Source organism: Neptuniibacter marinus, from assembly GCF_965223595.1.
GTDB classification, from domain to species: domain Bacteria; phylum Pseudomonadota; class Gammaproteobacteria; order Pseudomonadales; family Balneatricaceae; genus Neptuniibacter; species Neptuniibacter marinus.
Window position 1 is genome coordinate 889,255 of sequence record NZ_OZ245004.1, and the last position, 18,816, is coordinate 908,070.

The 18,816-nt window shown below is 37.5% G+C and carries 18 protein-coding genes; 14 read left to right on the forward strand and 4 right to left on the reverse strand.

Annotated elements, in window-relative coordinates; all coding sequences use genetic code 11:
- The 13 genes from ACOQOE_RS04115 (at position 1) to ACOQOE_RS04175 (ending at position 13,812) form a co-directional block, all read left to right on the forward strand.
- On the forward strand, positions 1–960 hold the full coding sequence (locus ACOQOE_RS04115) for an NAD-dependent epimerase/dehydratase family protein (protein WP_067869396.1): 960 nt from the start codon (positions 1–3) through the stop codon (positions 958–960).
- Between the two features lie 14 nt (positions 961–974).
- Positions 975–2,864 (forward strand): acyltransferase family protein, encoded by a 1,890-nt coding sequence (locus ACOQOE_RS04120; protein WP_420554948.1) that lies wholly within the window; start codon positions 975–977, stop codon positions 2,862–2,864.
- A 9-nt stretch (positions 2,865–2,873) separates the two neighbouring features.
- Positions 2,874–4,130 carry an O-antigen ligase family protein gene (locus ACOQOE_RS04125; RefSeq protein WP_420554949.1) on the forward strand — a complete coding sequence of 419 codons (1,257 nt, stop codon included), beginning with the start codon at positions 2,874–2,876 and terminating at the stop codon, positions 4,128–4,130.
- A gap of 6 nt (positions 4,131–4,136) precedes the next feature.
- A complete protein-coding gene (locus ACOQOE_RS04130) occupies positions 4,137–5,312 on the forward strand; it encodes a glycosyl transferase family 1 (RefSeq protein ID WP_420554950.1) in 1,176 nt (391 codons plus the stop codon).
- Positions 5,313–5,323: 11 nt separating this feature from the next.
- The gene (locus tag ACOQOE_RS04135; protein ID WP_420554951.1) at positions 5,324–6,811 is read left to right on the forward strand and encodes an oligosaccharide flippase family protein; all 1,488 of its coding nucleotides are present in this window, start codon (positions 5,324–5,326) and stop codon (positions 6,809–6,811) included.
- 32 nt (positions 6,812–6,843) lie between these two features.
- Complete coding sequence (locus ACOQOE_RS04140; RefSeq protein WP_420554952.1) at positions 6,844–7,779, forward strand: sulfotransferase; 936 nt, start codon at positions 6,844–6,846, stop codon at positions 7,777–7,779.
- 30 nt (positions 7,780–7,809) lie between these two features.
- Positions 7,810–8,811, forward strand: coding sequence for a glycosyltransferase family 2 protein (locus ACOQOE_RS04145; protein ID WP_420554953.1), 1,002 nt, complete (start codon positions 7,810–7,812; stop codon positions 8,809–8,811).
- On the forward strand, positions 8,811–9,761 hold the full coding sequence (locus ACOQOE_RS04150) for a glycosyltransferase (RefSeq protein ID WP_420554954.1): 951 nt from the start codon (positions 8,811–8,813) through the stop codon (positions 9,759–9,761). Before ACOQOE_RS04145 ends, ACOQOE_RS04150 begins: the two co-directional genes overlap by 1 nt.
- Positions 9,754–10,806, forward strand: coding sequence for a glycosyltransferase family 2 protein (locus tag ACOQOE_RS04155; protein ID WP_420554955.1), 1,053 nt, complete (start codon positions 9,754–9,756; stop codon positions 10,804–10,806). The genes ACOQOE_RS04150 and ACOQOE_RS04155 overlap by 8 nt, the downstream gene beginning before the upstream one ends.
- A 1-nt stretch (position 10,807) precedes the next feature.
- A complete protein-coding gene (locus tag ACOQOE_RS04160; protein WP_420554956.1) occupies positions 10,808–11,542 on the forward strand; it encodes a hypothetical protein in 735 nt (244 codons plus the stop codon).
- On the forward strand, positions 11,527–12,339 hold the full coding sequence (locus ACOQOE_RS04165; RefSeq protein WP_420554957.1) for a glycoside hydrolase family 16 protein: 813 nt from the start codon (positions 11,527–11,529) through the stop codon (positions 12,337–12,339). Before ACOQOE_RS04160 ends, ACOQOE_RS04165 begins: the two co-directional genes overlap by 16 nt.
- A gap of 11 nt (positions 12,340–12,350) precedes the next feature.
- Positions 12,351–13,313 (forward strand): DUF6625 family protein, encoded by a 963-nt coding sequence (locus ACOQOE_RS04170; protein WP_420554958.1) that lies wholly within the window; start codon positions 12,351–12,353, stop codon positions 13,311–13,313.
- 175 nt (positions 13,314–13,488) lie between these two features.
- Positions 13,489–13,812, forward strand: coding sequence for an acyltransferase family protein (locus ACOQOE_RS04175; protein WP_420554959.1), 324 nt, complete (start codon positions 13,489–13,491; stop codon positions 13,810–13,812).
- A 53-nt stretch (positions 13,813–13,865) separates the two neighbouring features.
- Here the strand turns inward: ACOQOE_RS04175 and ACOQOE_RS04180 are convergent, their stop codons facing one another.
- On the reverse strand, positions 13,866–14,732 hold the full coding sequence (locus ACOQOE_RS04180) for an IS3 family transposase (RefSeq protein ID WP_420555455.1): 867 nt from the start codon (positions 14,730–14,732) through the stop codon (positions 13,866–13,868).
- Positions 14,708–15,217, reverse strand: a complete 510-nt coding sequence (locus ACOQOE_RS04185) for a helix-turn-helix domain-containing protein (RefSeq protein WP_420554209.1) — start codon at positions 15,215–15,217, stop codon at positions 14,708–14,710. The genes ACOQOE_RS04180 and ACOQOE_RS04185 overlap by 25 nt, the downstream gene beginning before the upstream one ends.
- 58 nt (positions 15,218–15,275) lie before the next feature.
- On the opposite strand from ACOQOE_RS04185, the gene ACOQOE_RS04190 reads away from it, so the two are divergent.
- The gene (locus tag ACOQOE_RS04190) at positions 15,276–15,821 is read left to right on the forward strand and encodes a hypothetical protein (RefSeq protein ID WP_420554960.1); all 546 of its coding nucleotides are present in this window, start codon (positions 15,276–15,278) and stop codon (positions 15,819–15,821) included.
- Here the strand turns inward: ACOQOE_RS04190 and ACOQOE_RS04195 are convergent.
- Together ACOQOE_RS04195 and ACOQOE_RS04200 are read right to left on the reverse strand one after the other, a co-directional pair.
- Positions 15,805–17,088, reverse strand: a complete 1,284-nt coding sequence (locus ACOQOE_RS04195) for an HlyD family type I secretion periplasmic adaptor subunit (RefSeq protein ID WP_067869433.1) — start codon at positions 17,086–17,088, stop codon at positions 15,805–15,807. The two genes, ACOQOE_RS04190 and ACOQOE_RS04195, sit on opposite strands and share 17 nt — an antisense overlap.
- Positions 17,085–18,788 carry an ATP-binding cassette domain-containing protein gene (locus tag ACOQOE_RS04200; RefSeq protein ID WP_420554961.1) on the reverse strand — a complete coding sequence of 568 codons (1,704 nt, stop codon included), beginning with the start codon at positions 18,786–18,788 and terminating at the stop codon, positions 17,085–17,087. Before ACOQOE_RS04200 ends, ACOQOE_RS04195 begins: the two co-directional genes overlap by 4 nt.
- Positions 18,789–18,816: the final 28 nt, after the last annotated feature.

Sequence of the window (18,816 nt, forward strand, 5' to 3'; positions counted from 1 at the left end):
ATGAAAAATATTAATAGCGTTATTGTCTTTGGTGGATCTGGTTTTATAGGTACCCATCTAATTAGGGAATTGGTCCGACATAACATTAATGTTTTGTCTATAGATCTTAAGGAACCTAGAGAAAGGTTGGAAAATGTTGAGTATCGAATAGGTGATGTTCGGAACCTTAAAGAGCTTAATGTGACTGCCAGTTATGATGTTATATATAACTTTGCGGCTATTCATACAACTCCGGGCCATGAAGATATTGAATATTTTGATACTAATGTATTTGGTGCACTTGAAGTCACGAATTTAGCTAGACGCCTTAATTGTCAGGAGATCGTTTTCACAAGTTCGATCTCGCCTTATGGCCCTGGCGAAGATGAAAAGTCAGAAGGGACAGTTCCTGCGCCAACTTCCGCTTATGGTTATTCTAAGCTGCAAGCTGAAGAGGTTCATCGTCAATGGTATCAAGAAAACCCCCAACGTAAGCTAACAATTGTCAGGCCTGCTGTTGTATTTGGTCCAGGGGAAGGGGGTAACTTTACTCGGTTAGCAACGATGTTGCGGAAAGGCTTTTTTGTATATCCAGGCCGTAAGGACACTATTAAAGGAGCTATTTACGTAAAAGAGCTGCTTAATGCGATAGAGTTTGCCCGTAATCATGATAGCCATTATGTATTATTTAATGGTTGTTTTTCAGAAAAATACACAATTGAAAATATAGTGAATGTTTTTATTGAGGATCACTTTCCACAAGCTAAAGTGTTTATGGTGCCAAGATGGTGCTTAATGTCTATAGCAAAACTATGTCGCATTTTTAACTTCTTAAATATAGGTATTGATCCTCAGCGTGTGTTGAAATTAGTACAATCTACGAATATCAAGCCCGCATGGCTTGAAGAGAATAGATACCAATATAAATATGACTTAAAAAAAGCACTTGCTGATTGGGCTTCTGAGTCAGATTTTAGATAAAGATTAGGGTTTATATGAGTAACGGAATATCATATCGCCCTGATATAGACGGGCTAAGGGCAGTCTCTGTACTTGCAGTTATCTTTTATCACTTAGGTTTCGGCTTTGTCGCCGGAGGCTATCTTGGTGTAGATGTCTTTTTTGTTATATCTGGCTACGTTATAACTCTAAGCGTCATGAGTATGCTGGAAAAGGGTCAGTTTTCGATTTTAGAGTTTTATAACAGAAGGATTAAAAGGATTTTTCCTGCGTTAGCCTTTATGTTGTTACTAACGTGGGTCGGTGCTTATTTTATATTGCTGCCAGACTCTTTTGTTGATTACTCAAAAAGTTTAGCTTCAGCCTCAGCTTTTGCCTCTAATATCTACTTCTGGCAATCAATAAATTACTTTAATGCCGCTTCGGATATGAAGCCTCTTCTGCATACATGGTCATTATCAGTAGAAGAACAGTATTATATTTTTATGCCTGTATTTCTGTTGATTATGTATCGTTTTTTTAGCAGTAAATTCTTGCCTGTTCTAGCTGTTCTTATCACGCTGAGTTTTGTGCTGAGTTGTATATCCTTAACAAAAGCGCCTACAGCAAATTTTTATCTACTGCCAACAAGAGCTTGGGAGCTTTTGCTAGGTGCATTTGTGGCTTTTATACCTCAAAAACAGTTTTTAAAATCCTTTGTGCTTAAGTTGCTTGGCATAATAGGTGCGATGCTAATTGTTGTGCCTATCCTATTTTATAACCATAATTTAGCATTTCCGGCTTATGGTGCATTAGCGCCTTGTGTAGGAGCTGCGCTAATTATCTGGGTAGGCAGTCAGCATAATTTAGGGATTACAAGAGGGGTTAATCATCTTCTCGGTGCCAAACCGTTGGTGTTTATTGGTTTAATATCCTTTTCGCTGTACTTGATGCATTGGCCATTGATTGTGTTTTTTAAATACTATCGGCTTGATGTTCTGACGACGACTGATATAGCAATTATTTTAGTATCTACATTCATATTATCGCTTTTCTCTTGGCAGTTTATCGAAAAACCATTTCGTTATAGTAAAAAGATCACACGTACAGGGGTGATTAGTGGAGGTGTTCTTTGCTTTGTCTTTGTTGGGGCTATTGGTCTCTTTGGGGTTTATAGCAAAGGGTTTGAACAAAGGTTTCCAGATTATACTGTCGAAACAAAATTTACTGAGAAGTCATCCCGTGTAGGTAACTGCTTTTTCCTTAATGCTAAAAACTATACAAAATGGAATGCTGATAACTGTAAAGTGGCAGAGGAAAGTGGAGATAATAAGAATAAAGTTTTACTTTGGGGAGACTCATTTGCCAATCATTACGTTCCAGGCTTTATTGAGCATAAAGATGCATTGATGTTCGATCTGTATCAGTACACATCTGCGGGTTGTCCGCCCATACTCTCTTTCACTTCTATGGCTTTACCCCAATGTGATGAATTCAATAAGAATGCTATTGAGGTTATTAAAAAGCTCGATATCAATTTTGTGATTATTTCTGCGAAATGGACTGACTATAAAAGCAGAGGATTATCTGGAATATTAAGTACGATCAAAGTATTGGATGAGCTTAATGTTTCTTACCTAGTTATTGGGCAATCCCCCCAATATGTTATTGATGTTAATGCATTGAGCTATTTTAAACATCGTGGTGAGGCCGAAGGGCGTTGGCCTATAGCTTTTGATCGAATAATCAATGATGAGCTAAGTTCCTATATTCCTGAAAAACGTTTTATTGATCCACTGAATCAGCTTTGTATTGAAGGTAAATGCTTATATAAAAATAATGGCCGGCTTATGCATTCGGATTATGGGCATTTTTCTCAGTATGGTTCAGCCTTTATTATTCAGTCACTGATTGAACGATTGAATTCAATTGTTCCTAATAATTAAGGTGCTGATATGATAGATAAAGCAACGTTAAGGCAAAAAAAACAGACTGATAAAGTTGACTATATTTTTGTCTTTACCCTCTTTGTTTTTTTGACTGGGGCTGGTCTATTCGGTTTTTTTTCTACCTTGATGTTTCTTATTGTAGGTGGGTTTTATGTGGTTTTAAATTTCAAATATGCATTGGCTGCTTATAAAAATAACTGGTTTATTTTTATGTTTGGTTTAGTAGGTGTATTATCGGTTTTTTGGGCAGAGTATCCTCTAGCCGCTTTGCGAACAGCTATCCAGTACTTACTTACCGTGGGTATATTTATTGTCATTATCTACTGTGTACATATTGATGTGCTCTTTAAGGCCATTAGTATGGCGATGCTTGCGGTGATGGTGTTTAATAATTTCTCATCACAAACTGTAGAGATAGCGTTTACAGGAGAGATAGTAAAAGTAGGTTACTTTGGCAGTAAAAATAATATGGCTATGGTCGCTAGTTTTGCTTTTTTGTCCGGTTTAGGAGCTTTTTTTTGTGATAGGTCTTCATTGTTATCTCGTTTTTTAGCTGTTGTGTGTATAGTGTTAGCTTTAGCTACATTTTTACAGTCCCGCTCATTAGGGAGTACTATATCATTAGTTTTTGTTCTGATTTTTTCTTGCTGTTTGTTCTTCTATTCACAGACACGACTATTAAATTTTACTAAATTAAATATAAATTTAATTGTTACTTTTTTTCTTGTTTTTTTTGTTTTTTTTGTGGTGGTTTTATTTGACTATTCTGTATATGAGTCTTTTATGTATAGTCTCGGTAAAGATCCTACAATAACAGGGCGTACTGATATATGGGCAATTGGATTTGAATCAATAGCGGCTCATCCTATTTTAGGTGTAGGACAATCTTCATATTGGAACTTGAATAACATTGGTGCGCTGGATATATGGGAACTGGCTCATAAAGAGGAGGGCGCACCCTTTGGTTTTCATAATCAGTATATACATACTTATGTAGAGCTTGGTTTATTTGGTTTTTTAGCGGTATCTTTAGTTTTTATAAAATTGTTTATTGCTACAAATAGACTTATTTTAAAAGAAATGAGAGCTATCGATATCGTTGTTATGAGCTTTTTTTTAGTGATTTTCTTAAAGTCATTTTTCGAGACAGTGGGATTTGCCCCTTTTTCATTGTCTACTTTTTTCTTATGTTTATCTTGGGTGCATATGAGGCGAGCCTCTTTCTATGATAAACCTGCTAGCATTAAATTACGGTTAAATTAGGTTGATATGAAAGTTTTGTATTTTGTACATGATTTATATGATGCAGCAGTTAAGAAGCGAGTATTAATGCTTCAAGCTGGCGGTGCCGATGTTGTGCTGGTTGGGTTTTATCGTAGCTCGGTCGCGCCTACTCATATAGGTTCAGCTAAAGTAATACCTCTTGCAAGAACTTACGATGCTTCATTTTTACACCGCTTAAAAAGTGTCTTTTATGCTCTTTTTTTCTCATCTCACTATATGCCTTACACCTATGATGCTGATGTTATTATTTGTCGTAATTTAGAAATGTTGATGTTAGGTAGAAAGGTTAAAAGAAAGCTAAAGGCTATCCCTTTAGTTTATGAATCATTAGATATTCATCGCCTGTTATTAGGTACAGGAAGGCTCAACAATATTTTACGTTTAGTTGAGCGCTGGGCAGTGAAAAAAAGTAGTTTACTGATCACAAGCTCGCCTGGATTTATTAAGAATTATTTCAAAAAAATTAATAAGGTTAATAAGCCTATTTTGTTATTGGAGAATAAATTCTTTGATACAGAAATGAGTGTAGCTACAACAAAGCCCACGAAAAAACGTCAACCAGATCAAGATTCATATGTGATTGGTTGGTTTGGTGCGATTCGATGCTGCAAGTCACTGGCTCTGTTAAGTGCAATTACCCATAAGCTCGAAGGTAAAGTACGGGTTGTGATAAGGGGCAGGCCTGCTTATACGGAGTTCGAGGACTTTTTAGGCTCAATCGAGCGTGAACCTTATATAGAATTTCAAGGTGAATACGAATTCCCTACTGATTTAGCTGAAATCTATAGTGAAGTGGACTTTTGCTGGGCTATAGACTTTTTTGAGGAGGGCGGAAATTCTGAGTGGTTACTGCCCAATCGTATCTATGAGGGAGGCACGTTCAATTCGGTCCCTATTTTTATTAAAGATACTGAAATTGCCAATAAGTTAGAGAGGCTCAATATAGGTGTTGGCTGTCACAGAAATAACCTTAACTTAGGGTTAGATCTCTTTTTTAATACGCTCGATCATAGTCAATATGAGAGTCTAGCCAAAAAATCCCAGCAAGTTCCCACCGGATGCTGGAGGGTAGATAAGCCTCAATGTGAAAAGCTTGTTCGTTTTCTTGGGGAGTTAGGTATAGATGATAGCAATCTATTGGACGGTGTTTATGAGTTATAGGCTTGTCCATTGTGGATAAAAAACAGGTAGCAAAAGGTGTGGCATGGGGAGGGGTAGGTTCTCTTGCTTCACTTGGTTTGAAGTTTCTTACGATTCCTGTTCTCGCACGTCTTTTATCACCTGAAGATTTTGGTGTTGTTGCTATTGCATTAGCGATTATGGGATTTATTGTTATGGCCATAGGGAAGGGAGGAATGGGAGCAGCGATTATCTATTATGAAAACCGTGATCCCGGGAAATATATTCATACCGCTTTCTGGTCCAATTTTTTTGTAGGTGTAGTTTTAGCTATCGCCTGTTATTACAGTGCTGATATGTTATCTATTTTTTTTGGAGTGCCAGCGGCAAAGCCTTTTATTGAAGCCGTCAGTTTTTTAATTCCTCTCTTGTTAGTAGAGCAGGTGGGGCGCTCTTTATTATTGCTGAAAATGCAGTATAAGAAATTAGCAGGCGTTATGTTCTTTGCATCAATGCTAGGCGGTATAGTCGCTTTAATAATGGCCTTTTTAGGGAAAGGGGCTTGGAGTTTAATTTGGCAGCAAGTGCTCTATAGTGCTTTTTTGATGGGCGGATGTCTCTATTTAGCAAACTACACTCCAAAGCTTGAGTTTAAAAAGGAGCGATTTGTTGAAATTATGCCCTATGCCCTGAGAAATACTGCTTCTGATATTTTAGTGTGGCTTTCCACTCAAGGCGTTACTCTATTTATAGGTCGTTTTTTTGGCGCTTCGACGGTGGGTGGTTATCAGGTAAATAATCGACTATCTAAACTGCCACGAGAGATAGTGGGTAATGCCTTAGATCAAGCTGTTTTTTCAGGCATAGCCAGTGCGCAGAATGGCTTAGATAAAAATAGACCGTTAAAGGATAAGTTAGAACATGTTTGGGACGATCTGATCTTAGTTACTAAGCTTAATGTTTTTTTTCTGGGTGGCTGTTACCTTTTTTTAGCTATATATGCAGAGTCCGTTGTTCTTTTAGTGTTGGGCGAAGCTTTTATAGAGTTTTGGCCTCTTTTCAGAGCCCTGTCTTTAGTGTGTTTATTTGGCGCTACGCTGAGTGTTTTATATCCTTTTTTAAAAGGTGTAGGCGAAGATAAGTTAGTTCTTCATCTGTCTTGCCTTCGTACTGTTTTAACTGCAACTTTTTTATCTCTATCAATTATTTTGAGTCAAGATGTTATTTATATTGCTTACGCTTTAGTGCTAGTCCAGATTATTATGCTAGTAGTTGTTTTAGTGGGTGTGTTTAATAAAACTGACTATTCCTTCAGGTTGATTGTTAATCAGTTTAAAGGGATTGTTTTTGTCTTTTTATGTGTTTTGTTACTTAGTTGGCCGGTTAACTTTATTGTAGAAATGCAGTTCGATTCTATTGTTTTAAAGGGGGTGGTTTCAGGTTGTGTTTTATTAATAGTTACAGCGCTGTTGACTCCCTTGTTAGCGCGCAAGGACTGGTTGCAGGCTAGACATTGGTTAGAACTTAAATTGAGGAAATAACTGTTCTCAGTTGTTTCTTTATGGAGAGATAAATGGACTTAAGTAGTAAAAATCTAAAATGTAAATTATGGTTTATTCTCGATCTTATATTGCAGTCTCGAGTCTCTAAATCGCCCATTATTCTGTCAGGGTTCTGGAGGAGTGGAACAACTTGGATACAACAAGTTATTGCTGAATCGATTTGTGCAAAAACTCAGTTTGAGCCGTTTGAGCCGAATGCATTATTACCTTTGCATGGCGGGGCGAGTTTTAATCCAACTCAAGGTGCGTATATTCCTTTAACTGGGGATGTTTTTTCTGAAAAAGACTACTGTTTCCTTGATTTAACCTTTAAAGGGGTTAGTCCTAAGCGTTCCGGCTTCAATTACCTTGCAAGAACTTCATTTAAAGAGTGTTTTGCTGATCGAGTGGTTGTGAAGTTTGTGAGAGCACAGTTTATATTGCCAGTGTTAATGCAGCGTTATAGTCCTCAAGGCGTTATTCATATTAGTCGTCACCCTATGGCTGTTATACAGAGTTTAATGAATGCTAAATGGGAGTGGGATTTTGCTGATATTGATTTATTGGACCTGTATTGGCGAGAAAATGAATTATCAGAATGTCCATTGTGGGAAGAATTAAAAATTTATAACAATGCATCAAAAGAAGAAAAAATTGCGGCGCTTTGGGCGCTTTCAGAAAGAGAAGTGCGGCACTATAAAAATATTATTTTTGTTAAATATGAGAAATTATTAAAAGAGCCGGAATTAGAGTTTACTAACTTATTAAACACATTAGGGCTGAAGCCTCAAAAGAGGGTTGATTATTCAAAAGATAGTCCAGTGACTGCATTGAATAGAGTGGGGGCTAGTTTAGATGATCGCCTTAACTCATGGCGTACAAATATGCCACGTGATTCTCAAATAAAGGTTAGAGCTGTACTACGAAGTCTTTGGCCTGAAGTGGATAAGGAATGGGAACTAGGTTGAAAAAGTCCTTATTGTACATGGAGTGTGATTTTGTCTGATTATATTATTGTTGTACCTTGTTTGAACGAGCAGCCTTATATCGCTAATTTATTAGATTATCTAATAGATGATTTAAAGCTTACGTCCACGACACATCAACCTCTAATCATTGTGGCAGATGGGGGAAGTACTGACGGGACTAAAGAGATAATTCAGACCTATGCTAATCAGTACAGTTGTATAAAGTACTTATATAATGAGCGCCGTTTACAATGTAGTGCGGTCAATCGGGCAGTTGAAGAATATGGAGATGATGTTAAATACCTTATTCGGTTAGATGTTCATGCAGACTATCCATCCAACTATGTCTCGCTTTTGCTCAAGGAAGCTGAAGAGTTGGGGGCTGACTCGGTTGTCGTCTCTATGGATACTCAAGCTCAAGGGGGAATGCAATCGGCTATTGCTGCGGCGCAAAGTTCTGTATTGGGGAATGGAGGTTCAGGTCACCGTAATAGCCTTACAGAAGGGCAATGGATCGATCATGGACATCATGCACTTATTTGCCTTGATGGGTTTAAGCAGGTTAATGGCTACGATGAAAGTTTTAGTCACAATGAGGATGCGGAGTTTGATTATCGATTTGGACAAGCTGGATTTAAGATCTGGCTAACCGCCAAAACTAATCTAGTTTATTGCCCACGAGAAACATTAGGCGCACTCTTTCGCCAGTATAAAGGTTATGGTCGAGGTCGGGCGAAAAATATTATTAAACATGGTGTTATCCCAAAAATTCGCCAATTAATACCTATGTCTATTTTCCCTCTGTTTTTGTTCTCTTTATTTGCGCTTGTTTGGTGGCCACTAATGCTTCCATTCCTTATATGGTTTATGGCCTGTTTCTTTGTAGGTGTGATTATTGGTTATAAAACTATGAGGGGGCAGGGTTTTTATCGTTATCTAGTTGGAATAGCGGCTATTGTTATGCACTTTGCTTGGTCGTTAGGTTTTTGCTCTTTTGTTGCTAGAAAGTGTGTCAAGAGAGGTGATAAGTAATGGGGAATGATATTAAAACTATCGATATTGCTATGTGCACCTTTCGTCGAGAATCAGTGGTTGATACTTTGAACTCTTTGCAGCAACTTGAGTTAAATGATCAGTGGAAGGTTAAAATTATTGTTGCGGATAATGATATCGAGCCAAGCGCCAAAGAACGGGTTTTATCAATCAACGCAAATCATATACCCATTGCATATATTCACGCACCTAAACAAAATATTTCTATTGCCCGAAATGCCTGCTTAGATAACGCAACGGCTGATTGGGTAGCATTTATTGATGACGATGAAATAGCTGATAAATATTGGTTAACCAACTTAATATCTAAGGCTGAGGAGACGGGAGCTGATGTTGTTCTCGGGCGAGTTGATGCAAGCTTTATATACCCTCCGTATCCTAACTGGGTTATGAGTGGCGGGTTTTATCATACTAGACCTGTTATTAAGGACGGTGAAATCGTTACTGGCTATACCTGTAATGTCTTATTAAATAATAGAAATGTGCATATAGCTTCAAATCGCTTTGAGCTTTCATTAGGCAAAACAGGCGGTGAAGATACAGAATTTTTCCACCGCCTGCATGATTTAGGTGTGCAGATCGTTTATGCGGAAGAGGCGTTAGTTATTGAACCGGTTCTTCCTCAAAGAGCAAACCTTACTTGGTTAAGAAATAGACGTTTTCGTGCAGGTCAAACTCATGCTGCATTAGTATTAAAAAATGGACCTACTTATTCGAAAAGAGCATCCTTAATGGTCGTAGCTCTTATGAAAGCTTCTTATTGTATTTTATCTGCCTGCGCTAGCTTTTTTAAGCCAGATAAGTGGAGAGCTAATTTCCTACGAGGAGTTTTGCATCTAGGGGTTTGCTACAGGGCGCTTGGAGGGCAAGAAATTGTGCTTTATGGTAGTTCCGAACAATTAGAAAAGGGTGATAGCCATAATGGATAGCAGTCAACCTAAAATTAGCATAGTTATCACATGCTATAACTATGAGAAGTATATAGAGACTTCTATAGAGAGCGTGTTAAATCAAGATTATGCTAATAAAGAGCTTATTGTTGTTGATGATGTTTCTTCTGATTCATCAAGAGAAATTATTAATGAATATAAGGATTGTCTCAGCCCTATTTTTCATAAAGAAAATAAAGGGCAGGGGTGTGCTTTTAATAGTGGTTATGCAGCAAGTACGGGCGAACTGGTTATTTTTTTAGATGCTGATGACTACCTATTGCCTGGGGCCTTAGATATGGCTGCAGCGAATATGAGTAGTGATTGTTCTATCTATATGTACCATATGGATTTAGTGGATGCTGAAGGGAGAGCTTATGATGTCTTTCCTAAATATGAAGCACCGTTTGATACTGTTTTTGCTAAGTCTAAATTACTACGGTCCGGCTGGTATCAATCCACCGTTACTTCGGGTTTAGTTTTCTCTCGTTTTTTCTTGGATCAAGTTATGCCTATGAATGGTGAAGCTTTTAGAGAAGGAAGTGATGGTTATCTTGTAACACTCGCTCCTCTGTATGGCTCTGTTAGAGGCTTTGATGAAAAACTATCGGCGTATCGCCAGCACGGTGAAAATCATTCTGGCTTTAACCAACGATTGCTTAAAAGAGCTGAATGGTGTTTAGAGCATGATCGGCAGCGTTATATTGCTTTATCTATCCATGCGGGGCGCACAGGGAACTCTGTATCAATAGAGCAACTTGGAAATAATGATTTACTACATTTGGAGCAGTGTATGTGTAAATATATTTTTTCAAATGAACAGACCTCTAAATTAGAGGATCGGAGATTTATTGCTGATAATGCAATAAAGGCCCTGAAGTATTCTAATTTATCAGTGATAAATATTTTCTTTATAAAGTTTTGGTGGTTGCTTCTGAAAATCCTTCCAAATAAATATGTAAAAGTCGTCTTTGCATGGAGGATGTTACCATCATCACGTCCTTTATGGCTTAAGAAAATAGCGAAATTTATTAGAAGGGTGTGAAATGATTAACCTTAAAAAACTGTCTGCATTAGTACAGAGCCCCAAGGTTTTGTTGAAAAAATATGAAAGTATTATATTGCTAAGCCACATGAGGGCAAGATCTTCAGTGTTGTCCCATGTTTTAGGAAACAATAATGAAATTGCAGGGTACTATGAACAACATTTAGATCATAAAGATAAATTTTTTAATATTAAAGTAAAAGCTAACCTTCTTTTAGAAGGGAATTTTCCGCCTGAAAATACTTACATTTACGATAAAGTTTTACATGATAGGTTCGATCCCCGTAGTTTTAAAGAATATAAAGTTATTGTTCTGATACGTGATCCTAGAGCAACATTAAAAAGTATTTTGTCTATGGGGAGTATTAATAATAGTATTTGGCAGGATGATCCATATAGAGCTTTTGCTTATTATTGTCAGCGACTTCAGAGTATTACTGATATTGTTGGAAAAAATAATTTTGATATTTTCTTTATTGAATCTGATGATTTAGTTGATAAAACAGATGATATCCTTGATGGAATAAGTGCTTTTTTAGAATTGGATTATCCATTATCGAGCCATTACAAATCGTTTGGTAAAACTGGGGGTGTTTATGGTGACCCATCGGATAATATTAAGTTAGGTTCTATAGTTAAGACTGAAATTAATACGGCCGAAGTTGTTCCTGATGAGCTTGTGGAGATAGCTAAATATTATTATGAAAGGTGCAAAAATGCATGTTTGAAAAGTTAGTTCAGTTTTATTTTTTTTTGTTTTTTCTATTATTGAGTGAAGTTTCTCTGGCGGAAAAAATTGTCTGGCATGATGAGTTTGATTATGAGGGGCTGCCTGATTCGAGTAAGTGGAATTACGAAACCGGTTATGTGAGAAATAAAGAATTACAATATTATAAAGCAGCCTCGTTGGATAACAGTTTTGTATCTAGTGGTGTGTTGACGTTACGTGCTATCCGTCATGATGACACCCGTAGCATGTGGAATAAATTTTGGGGTGAAGAATTTATTCCCATAACTTCAGCGAGCTTAACAACAAAAGGCCTCTCCTCTTGGACATATGGCCGAATGGAGATCAGAGCTAAATTGCCTCTAGGGCGTGGAGTATGGCCTGCTTTTTGGACTTTAGGTGAGAATGTAAGCTCTATTGGCTGGCCTAAATGCGGTGAAATTGATGTGATGGAATTTGTCGGTTCTACCCCAAGGCAGATTCATGGGGGCGTACATTTTTATGACTATAAGCTAGGAAAAAAAAGTCAACTAGTTCCCTTAAAAGAGGAAAAGCTTTTTACAAACTCACCTGACGAGTTTCATATATATGGAATTGAGTGGGATGAGAAAGAGATCCGCTTTTTCTTTGATGGGCAGCAATGGAAGACATTTAATATTTCTCTCGCGGGGGGTATTTATAACCCATTTGCTAAACCCCATTTTATAATTATTAATTTGGCGATGGGTGGTGCTTGGGCTGGAGTTCCTGACGATGATATCTATCCAGTAGATTACATAATCGACTACGTCCGTATATATCAATAAAAGGTTTAATAATGACTAATGTTGCATTGATAATCCCATATTATGGTAGTTTTCCAAATTATTTTCCTTTTTATGTAGATAGCTTGGCTAAGAATCCTGATATCCATGTTTATATGTTTACTGATTGTTTTTATGATGGTTTTATTCCTGATAATTTGCATATTATTGAAAGCAGTTTTGAACACTTTAAACTCTTAGTTAAAAGCAAACTTGATATTGATGTAAAAATAAATAGAGGCTATAAACTTTGTGATTTTAAGCCTGCATATGGGGTTATATTTGAAGATTATATAGCTGATTATGATTATTGGGCGATGGGTGATATTGATATTATTTACGGGAATGTTTTAGGTAATTTGCCTAAAGATTGGAAAGATTATGATGTCTTTTCCATGGTGCCTGAGTGGATTTCAGGGTCATTCTGTATCTTTAAAAATACAGAAAAAATCAATTATTTGTTCTCGTTGAGTCGAAGCTGGAAAGATATATTTGTTTCAGATAAGAATTTTGCTTTTGATGAATGCCACTATTTTTATAATGAATTACGTCAAGGAAATGATTTACATGATATTGATGATAAAGAATCCTTTACTTTTATTGTTAAGCGAGAGGCGAAAAAAGGGTTGGTGAATGTCTGGTTTGAGAATCGTTTGATTAAAGAAAAGATATTTGGTGATAAAGATTTTTTGTTTATTGATAATGGTCACTTGTTCAAATCAAATGGAGAAGAGGTTGTTTACTATCATTTGGTTTCAGAAAAGATAACTGATAAGTTTATTATTCCTAAATGGGATGTAATTCCAAATAAATACTTTATCACTCATCATGGTTTGTTTTTACCTGAGGAGTTTTGGTATAAAAGAATAAGTTCTTTCAGAATTTTTATATTATTTCGTTCATTGATTTTAGATGTTAAACAATTTTGTAAACGATTTTTTAATAAGTGTAAGTCTTGTTGGGTTAGAAAGCTGTGAATGTGTTTTTGTTTTATTATAAGGCTTTTTTAGAAGGGTTTGATTTGAATCAGAGTATAAATAGTCTGTAGTTAGTAAGGGCTATAGCTGCTTTAGGTGTGGTTGTTTTTCATGCCCATATGTATTTTATTACTATTAAATTATACTCTAATGAGCCTATTTCTAGTTTTTTAATATGGTGTTTGCCGGAGTAGAGCTTTTCTTTGTTTTAAGTGGTTTTATTATGGTTTTTATCCATTGGAAAGATATGGGTAGGCGAGATAAATTTTTGATATTTTTCTTAAAAAGAATCACTAGAATTATTCCATTGTATTGGTTTTTCCTCGTCTTCTTAATGGCTATCTATTTTTCTATTCCGCAACTATCCCCTGAAAATCTCCAAAATATCGTCTATGTGCTGAAATCATTCTTTTTGATTCCAAGTGATGAAGGGTTTATTTTAGTGGTTGCTTGGACACTCACTTATGAATTTGTTTTTTATGCTTTTTTTTCTTTTTAATTATTCATAAGCTGTGGGGATGAAGTGACCCCATAAAGTTGGACACTTTTTTATTAGGCTGTTAATAAGGCCTGCTTGCGGTATTCAACCGGAGTCAGGCCTTTTAGTTTTACTTTAATACGTTTTGTATTGTAATACTCGATGTACTCGTCGATCTGATTTATCAGGTCGTCTGCATTCTTAAACTCTTGTTGATGATACATCTCTGTTTTGAGTACGGCGAAAAAGCTTTCGGCGGCCGCATTATCCAAACAGTTCCCTTTTCTTGACATACTCTGTGTAAGACCTCTCTCAGAAAGAATTTTCTGAGTCAGTGGATTTCGATACTGCCAACCCTGATCGCTGTGAAATATCGGACACTCACACTCTTTAAGCCCCTCAACGGCCTCCTCAAGCATATCTGTAACTAACGGTAAACGTGCAGACTTTGCTGTCCTATACGTCACTACTTCCCGATTAAACAGATCAATGATTGGAGACAGATAAATCTTTTGGCCTTTAACATTAAATTCTGTGACATCCGTTACCCATTTCTCATTAGGCTTCTGCGCATCAAAATTACGCTGCAGTACATGTGGTGCTCCTTTTCCTATATCGCCTTTATAGGACTGATAGCGCTTAGGACGAACGATCGACTTTAATTTCAGCGCCGTCATCAGACGCAGTACCGTCTTATGATTTAACCATATATCGAAAGCCCGTAATGCCAATAGAATCCGTCGGTAGCCATAACGTCCCTTGTGTTCATCAAAAATTTGACGAATCACTACTTTCTCTCGAGCGTAATTATCAGGCTTCTGCAGCGCCTGACACTGATAGTAAAAGACACTGCGTGATAACTCACACGCTTTCAAAAGAAGCGTCAGCTTAAATGTCGCCTTGAGTTCCTGAACGATTAACGCTTTCTCTTGGTTTGAGATTGTTTTTTCAGGTACAAGGCATCTAACTTTTTTAGAACAGCGTTCTCCGCTCTAAGGTATTCAAGCTCTTTTTGCATTTCCTCGGGCGTCATCTCACTAATTTTTGAGGACTGAGGGGGTGACGACTGTTGTGTCATAAACGTTTTTCCGCGTTTACTGGGTTCTAATCCCTTTATGCCTGAAGACCTATAGCGGCGCTGCCAAACATAGAGAGTACCAGGGGATACGAGATTGTAGTATGCGCTTGTATAACCTAAAGACCATTGTTCTGCCCACATTTTATTAAGCATGCGAAGTTTATCTTGTGCGCAATAAGGGGAGATGGGAGGTTGAAAAGCGGTCTCACCATGAAACCGGTAAACCTGAGTCCAGTAACGAATCAGAGAAGCGGGAACGTTTAGTTCAGCTCCCAATGATAGGGAAGATGTACCGTTAAGGTATTGTTTAGCTGCAGCAATTTTAAATGCTCTGCTGTACTTTGCCATAAAAACCCCCAGAGTTGGTTGTCCAACTATTGGGGGTCACTTCAGGAGTTGCGTTTTTTTGGGATGGCAGCTTGCTGTGTTTATAAATATTTTTTTGGGGTTTAGCGAGCTGTTAGTTTTATCAGCATATAACCTGCTATTTTTCTTTGGAGGGCTTTCTGCTCTTTCCTACAGGTATTTCTCCTGCTTTGTGTCGGTAGTTTTTTTGTTGGCAGGAGGAATCGGATTTAGCGTTGTCGGATACCTTGGTGTAGAGGGGTATTGGGAAGGAATTACTGATTACCGAACGCTAGCATATGGTATTTTTGCTGCTTTATTAATGTTGGGTATTGTTAGATTGGAAGATCTTGGTAAGCTGCATATACATACTATATTCAAAGTGTTGGGCGATGCTTCATTCTCAATTTATTTGTCCCACGGCTTCTCGTTGTCTATCGCCTCTTTTATTTTTTCTTATTTAGGATTGCTGGCTGTTTTACCTAAAGGCGTTATCTTCTTGTTATTAGTATCGAGCGGCGTGGTCGGCGGGCTCTTTCTTTACTATATTGTAGAAAGGCGATTGATGCATTGGTCGAAGCATTTTATTGCTAGTCGCTATCCCTAAACGCTTTATTCATAGAGCTATAAATTGGGCTTAAAAGGTAATCTAATACGGTTCGTTCACCTAGTAGTATAATGACCTCTGCTGGCATACCTGGGTAGAGTTCTATTTCGGTATTCTGGCTGATTGAGCTTTCATCGAGATCTACTTTAATAGAATAAGCAGGTGTCTGATTATCCGTGTCATTTACTCTATCGGCTGATATATTAGTAATAATTCCATGGACAGGTAAGGTTCTTCTGCGGTTATAGGCGGTGAGAGTGACCTCTACACCAAGCCCTTCCCGTACGACGTCAATATCTTCTGTTTTTAGAAGCGCTTCAACTATTAATTTATCATTAATAGGTACGATTTCCATCAGTACTTCGCCGGGAGATATAACGCCGGAGATGGTATGGACGCCAAGGCCAACAACTTTACCATTTATTGGGCTATATATAGAGGTGCGCTTTAATGTGTCGTTAGCCTCTTTTAGTTGTTCATTTAGCTCAATCGAGAGTGCTTTAACTTTATCTAGTTCTCTGTTTTTTTCGTGTATATAGGAGAGCTGTATGTTGTGGTATTCTTGTTTCGCTTCGGTTATTTCTAAGTCAAATTTACTGATTTTAGCGTTGTAATCACTGAGTCTTCTTTCAATCTCAAGCTTATCTTTCTGTAATTCCAAGTGTTGATTTTTAGAAGCAAAGCCTTTAGCTAAGAGCTTTGTGGACATAGCTAGTTGTTTATCTATTACGGCGATGGATTTTCGATCGAGTGCGCTGGTTGATATATAGGCATTTTTTGCTTCTTTGATTTGTTGTTGCTTAGTCAAGGATCTTTCTAGTTCGCCTTTAATTACTTTTTTCTGGTTATCGAACAGTAATATTTGGTTATTTTTTGCTTGTAGATAGATCTCGTCATCATTATTGTTAATTGCTTCGGAAAAATGGATAGCAGCTTGGTTATTTATTTCTGCGTTAAGTCGGTCTAGGGTGGCTATAGTGTTTACATATTGTGACTTGAGCTGAAGGTAGCGTGTATAAGGCTTAGTTTTCTTTAGCTCTATTAGCAGCTGATTCTCTTTTACTTCCTGGCCTTCCGTTACATGTATTTTTTCGATCAATCCGCCTTCGAGGTGTTGAACTTTTTTTCTATAGCCTTCTACCGTGATGATACCTGGAGCAATTGCCGCACTTTGAAGAGGGGCTGTGCAGAGCCATAGGATGGTGCCGCCAAAGCCAATGACCAGAATCGTTAAGCCAATTTTTATCCAGTGGTTATTCTGAGTCATGCTGTTCCTTGTGGAGCTTTTTCGATTTTATTTTTCTTAGCTTTGTCTTGTAGTTGTTTAGGATCGTGTTGTTGGATAATACGCCCTTTTTCCATCACGATTAGCTTGTTGGGGATATTGAGTAATTCAGAGCGATTGGTTGTGAAAACGGTAGTTAGCCCTGAATCTTTCCGTTCTTGTAATAGCAAGGCTAGTTTTTTGAGGCCATTTGGGTCGAGAAAACTGTCCACCTCATCTAAGAATAAAAGAGCTGGTTTATTGTATATAGCTCTGGCTAAAAGCAGGCGTTGGATTTCGCTTTGACTCGGTTGTAGGTCTTTGTGTATATCGGTGTCGTAACCCATTGGCCAACTTAATATAGTAGAGTGCATATCTACACATTCGCAGGCCTCGATGATGCTGCTATCTTTACTGTCTTTTTGGAACCGGGAGACATTTTCTTTTACAGTGCCTTGATAAAAATGGGCATTCGAGTCGTAGTATCCAGTATTTAATCCTAATGCTTCTGTGTCCCATTGCGAATGGGTGGCGCCGTCTATTCTAACGGTACCTAAATTAGGTGTTTTTAATCCGCATAACAGCTGTAATAGTGTTGTTTTTCCGCTACCGGAGCTTCCTATGATAGCTATGCTGGAACCTTCGGTAATATTTAAATTTATTCCCGAAAGAAATGGCTTTTGGCTATTTGGGTATAAATACATGAGACCGGTAGCGGAGATATTTCCTTTAGGTGTAGGCAGTTTGGTAGATGGCGCAAGGTGCGCTATAAGCTGTTTGCTCTCAGTATTTAGCTGTTTCCATGCTTTAATCGCTTTGAGCCAGCCACTAAAATTGAGGACTAGGCTTTCATAAGGAGCAAGGGCTCGTCCTGATATCATGCTGGCTGCGATCATAGCACCGGCTGTTAATTCGCTTTTAAGTACAAGTGATGCCCCTATTCCAATGATAGCAATTTGGGCGACCAGCTTAGTGCCTTTTGTGAACGCTGAAATATTGGTGTATTTTTCATTTTTTTCATACTGCTTCTCAGTATGTACAGAGTTTACTGTATGAAGTTTATCCGTGATTGTTTTTTCCATCCCCAATGTTGTTATAGCGGGAGCTTGATTTAAAATATTTAAATCGGGGGCTGGTGGTTGCGTTGTGTCTTTGCTTTTGTGGTAGTGAATAGCGCCAATTATAATTAGGCTGGATATAGCACAGAGGCTAATGATGCCATAAATGGGGTGTAATAATGTCAGTATGATTACAAATAAGGGTGTCCAAGGTATATCTAATGCGGTAATTAAATTGGAACTTAGTGCGCTTTTAATATTTGTGACCAATTGAATCAGATGGCTATCTCTAGTAGAGACCTCTTTGCTGAGGGAGATGCTGTTATAAATTATAGATTTTGATATTTTGTCTTGCCATAAATTGGCGCTATTTGAGATAAGTCTTGCTCTAGCCCAGTCAAGGGTTAGATATAGAAAGATCATCCAAAAAATAAGTACTGTTAATAGTACAAGTGTGTCTAAACTTTGAGATGAAAGAACTCTATCAAAAACTTGCAATGAGTATATGGGAACCGCTAAGAGGAATAGATTAATAAATAGTGAAAAGATAAACGCCCAGATCACTGATTTTTTTAATTGTGCGTTGGCAGAGGAGATTAGATCAGAAAGGTTTAAGTTGCTTTTTTCTTGTGCATCTTTTTTCATTATAAGATTCTTAACCTTCTTCATTATA

Coding starts and splice junctions, on each gene's coding strand:
- ACOQOE_RS04115 (WP_067869396.1), top strand. CDS start 1: ATGAAAAATATTAATAGCGTTATTGTCTTTGGTGGATCTGGTTTTATA.
- ACOQOE_RS04120 (WP_420554948.1), top strand. CDS start 975: ATGAGTAACGGAATATCATATCGCCCTGATATAGACGGGCTAAGGGCA.
- ACOQOE_RS04125 (WP_420554949.1), top strand. CDS start 2,874: ATGATAGATAAAGCAACGTTAAGGCAAAAAAAACAGACTGATAAAGTT.
- ACOQOE_RS04130 (WP_420554950.1), top strand. CDS start 4,137: ATGAAAGTTTTGTATTTTGTACATGATTTATATGATGCAGCAGTTAAG.
- ACOQOE_RS04140 (WP_420554952.1), top strand. CDS start 6,844: ATGGACTTAAGTAGTAAAAATCTAAAATGTAAATTATGGTTTATTCTC.
- ACOQOE_RS04150 (WP_420554954.1), top strand. CDS start 8,811: ATGGGGAATGATATTAAAACTATCGATATTGCTATGTGCACCTTTCGT.
- ACOQOE_RS04155 (WP_420554955.1), top strand. CDS start 9,754: ATGGATAGCAGTCAACCTAAAATTAGCATAGTTATCACATGCTATAAC.
- ACOQOE_RS04160 (WP_420554956.1), top strand. CDS start 10,808: ATGATTAACCTTAAAAAACTGTCTGCATTAGTACAGAGCCCCAAGGTT.
- ACOQOE_RS04165 (WP_420554957.1), top strand. CDS start 11,527: ATGTTTGAAAAGTTAGTTCAGTTTTATTTTTTTTTGTTTTTTCTATTA.
- ACOQOE_RS04170 (WP_420554958.1), top strand. CDS start 12,351: ATGACTAATGTTGCATTGATAATCCCATATTATGGTAGTTTTCCAAAT.
- ACOQOE_RS04175 (WP_420554959.1), top strand. CDS start 13,489: ATGGTGTTTGCCGGAGTAGAGCTTTTCTTTGTTTTAAGTGGTTTTATT.
- ACOQOE_RS04185 (WP_420554209.1), bottom strand. CDS start 15,217: ATGGCAAAGTACAGCAGAGCATTTAAAATTGCTGCAGCTAAACAATAC.
- ACOQOE_RS04195 (WP_067869433.1), bottom strand. CDS start 17,088: ATGACTCAGAATAACCACTGGATAAAAATTGGCTTAACGATTCTGGTC.
- ACOQOE_RS04200 (WP_420554961.1), bottom strand. CDS start 18,788: ATGAAAAAAGATGCACAAGAAAAAAGCAACTTAAACCTTTCTGATCTA.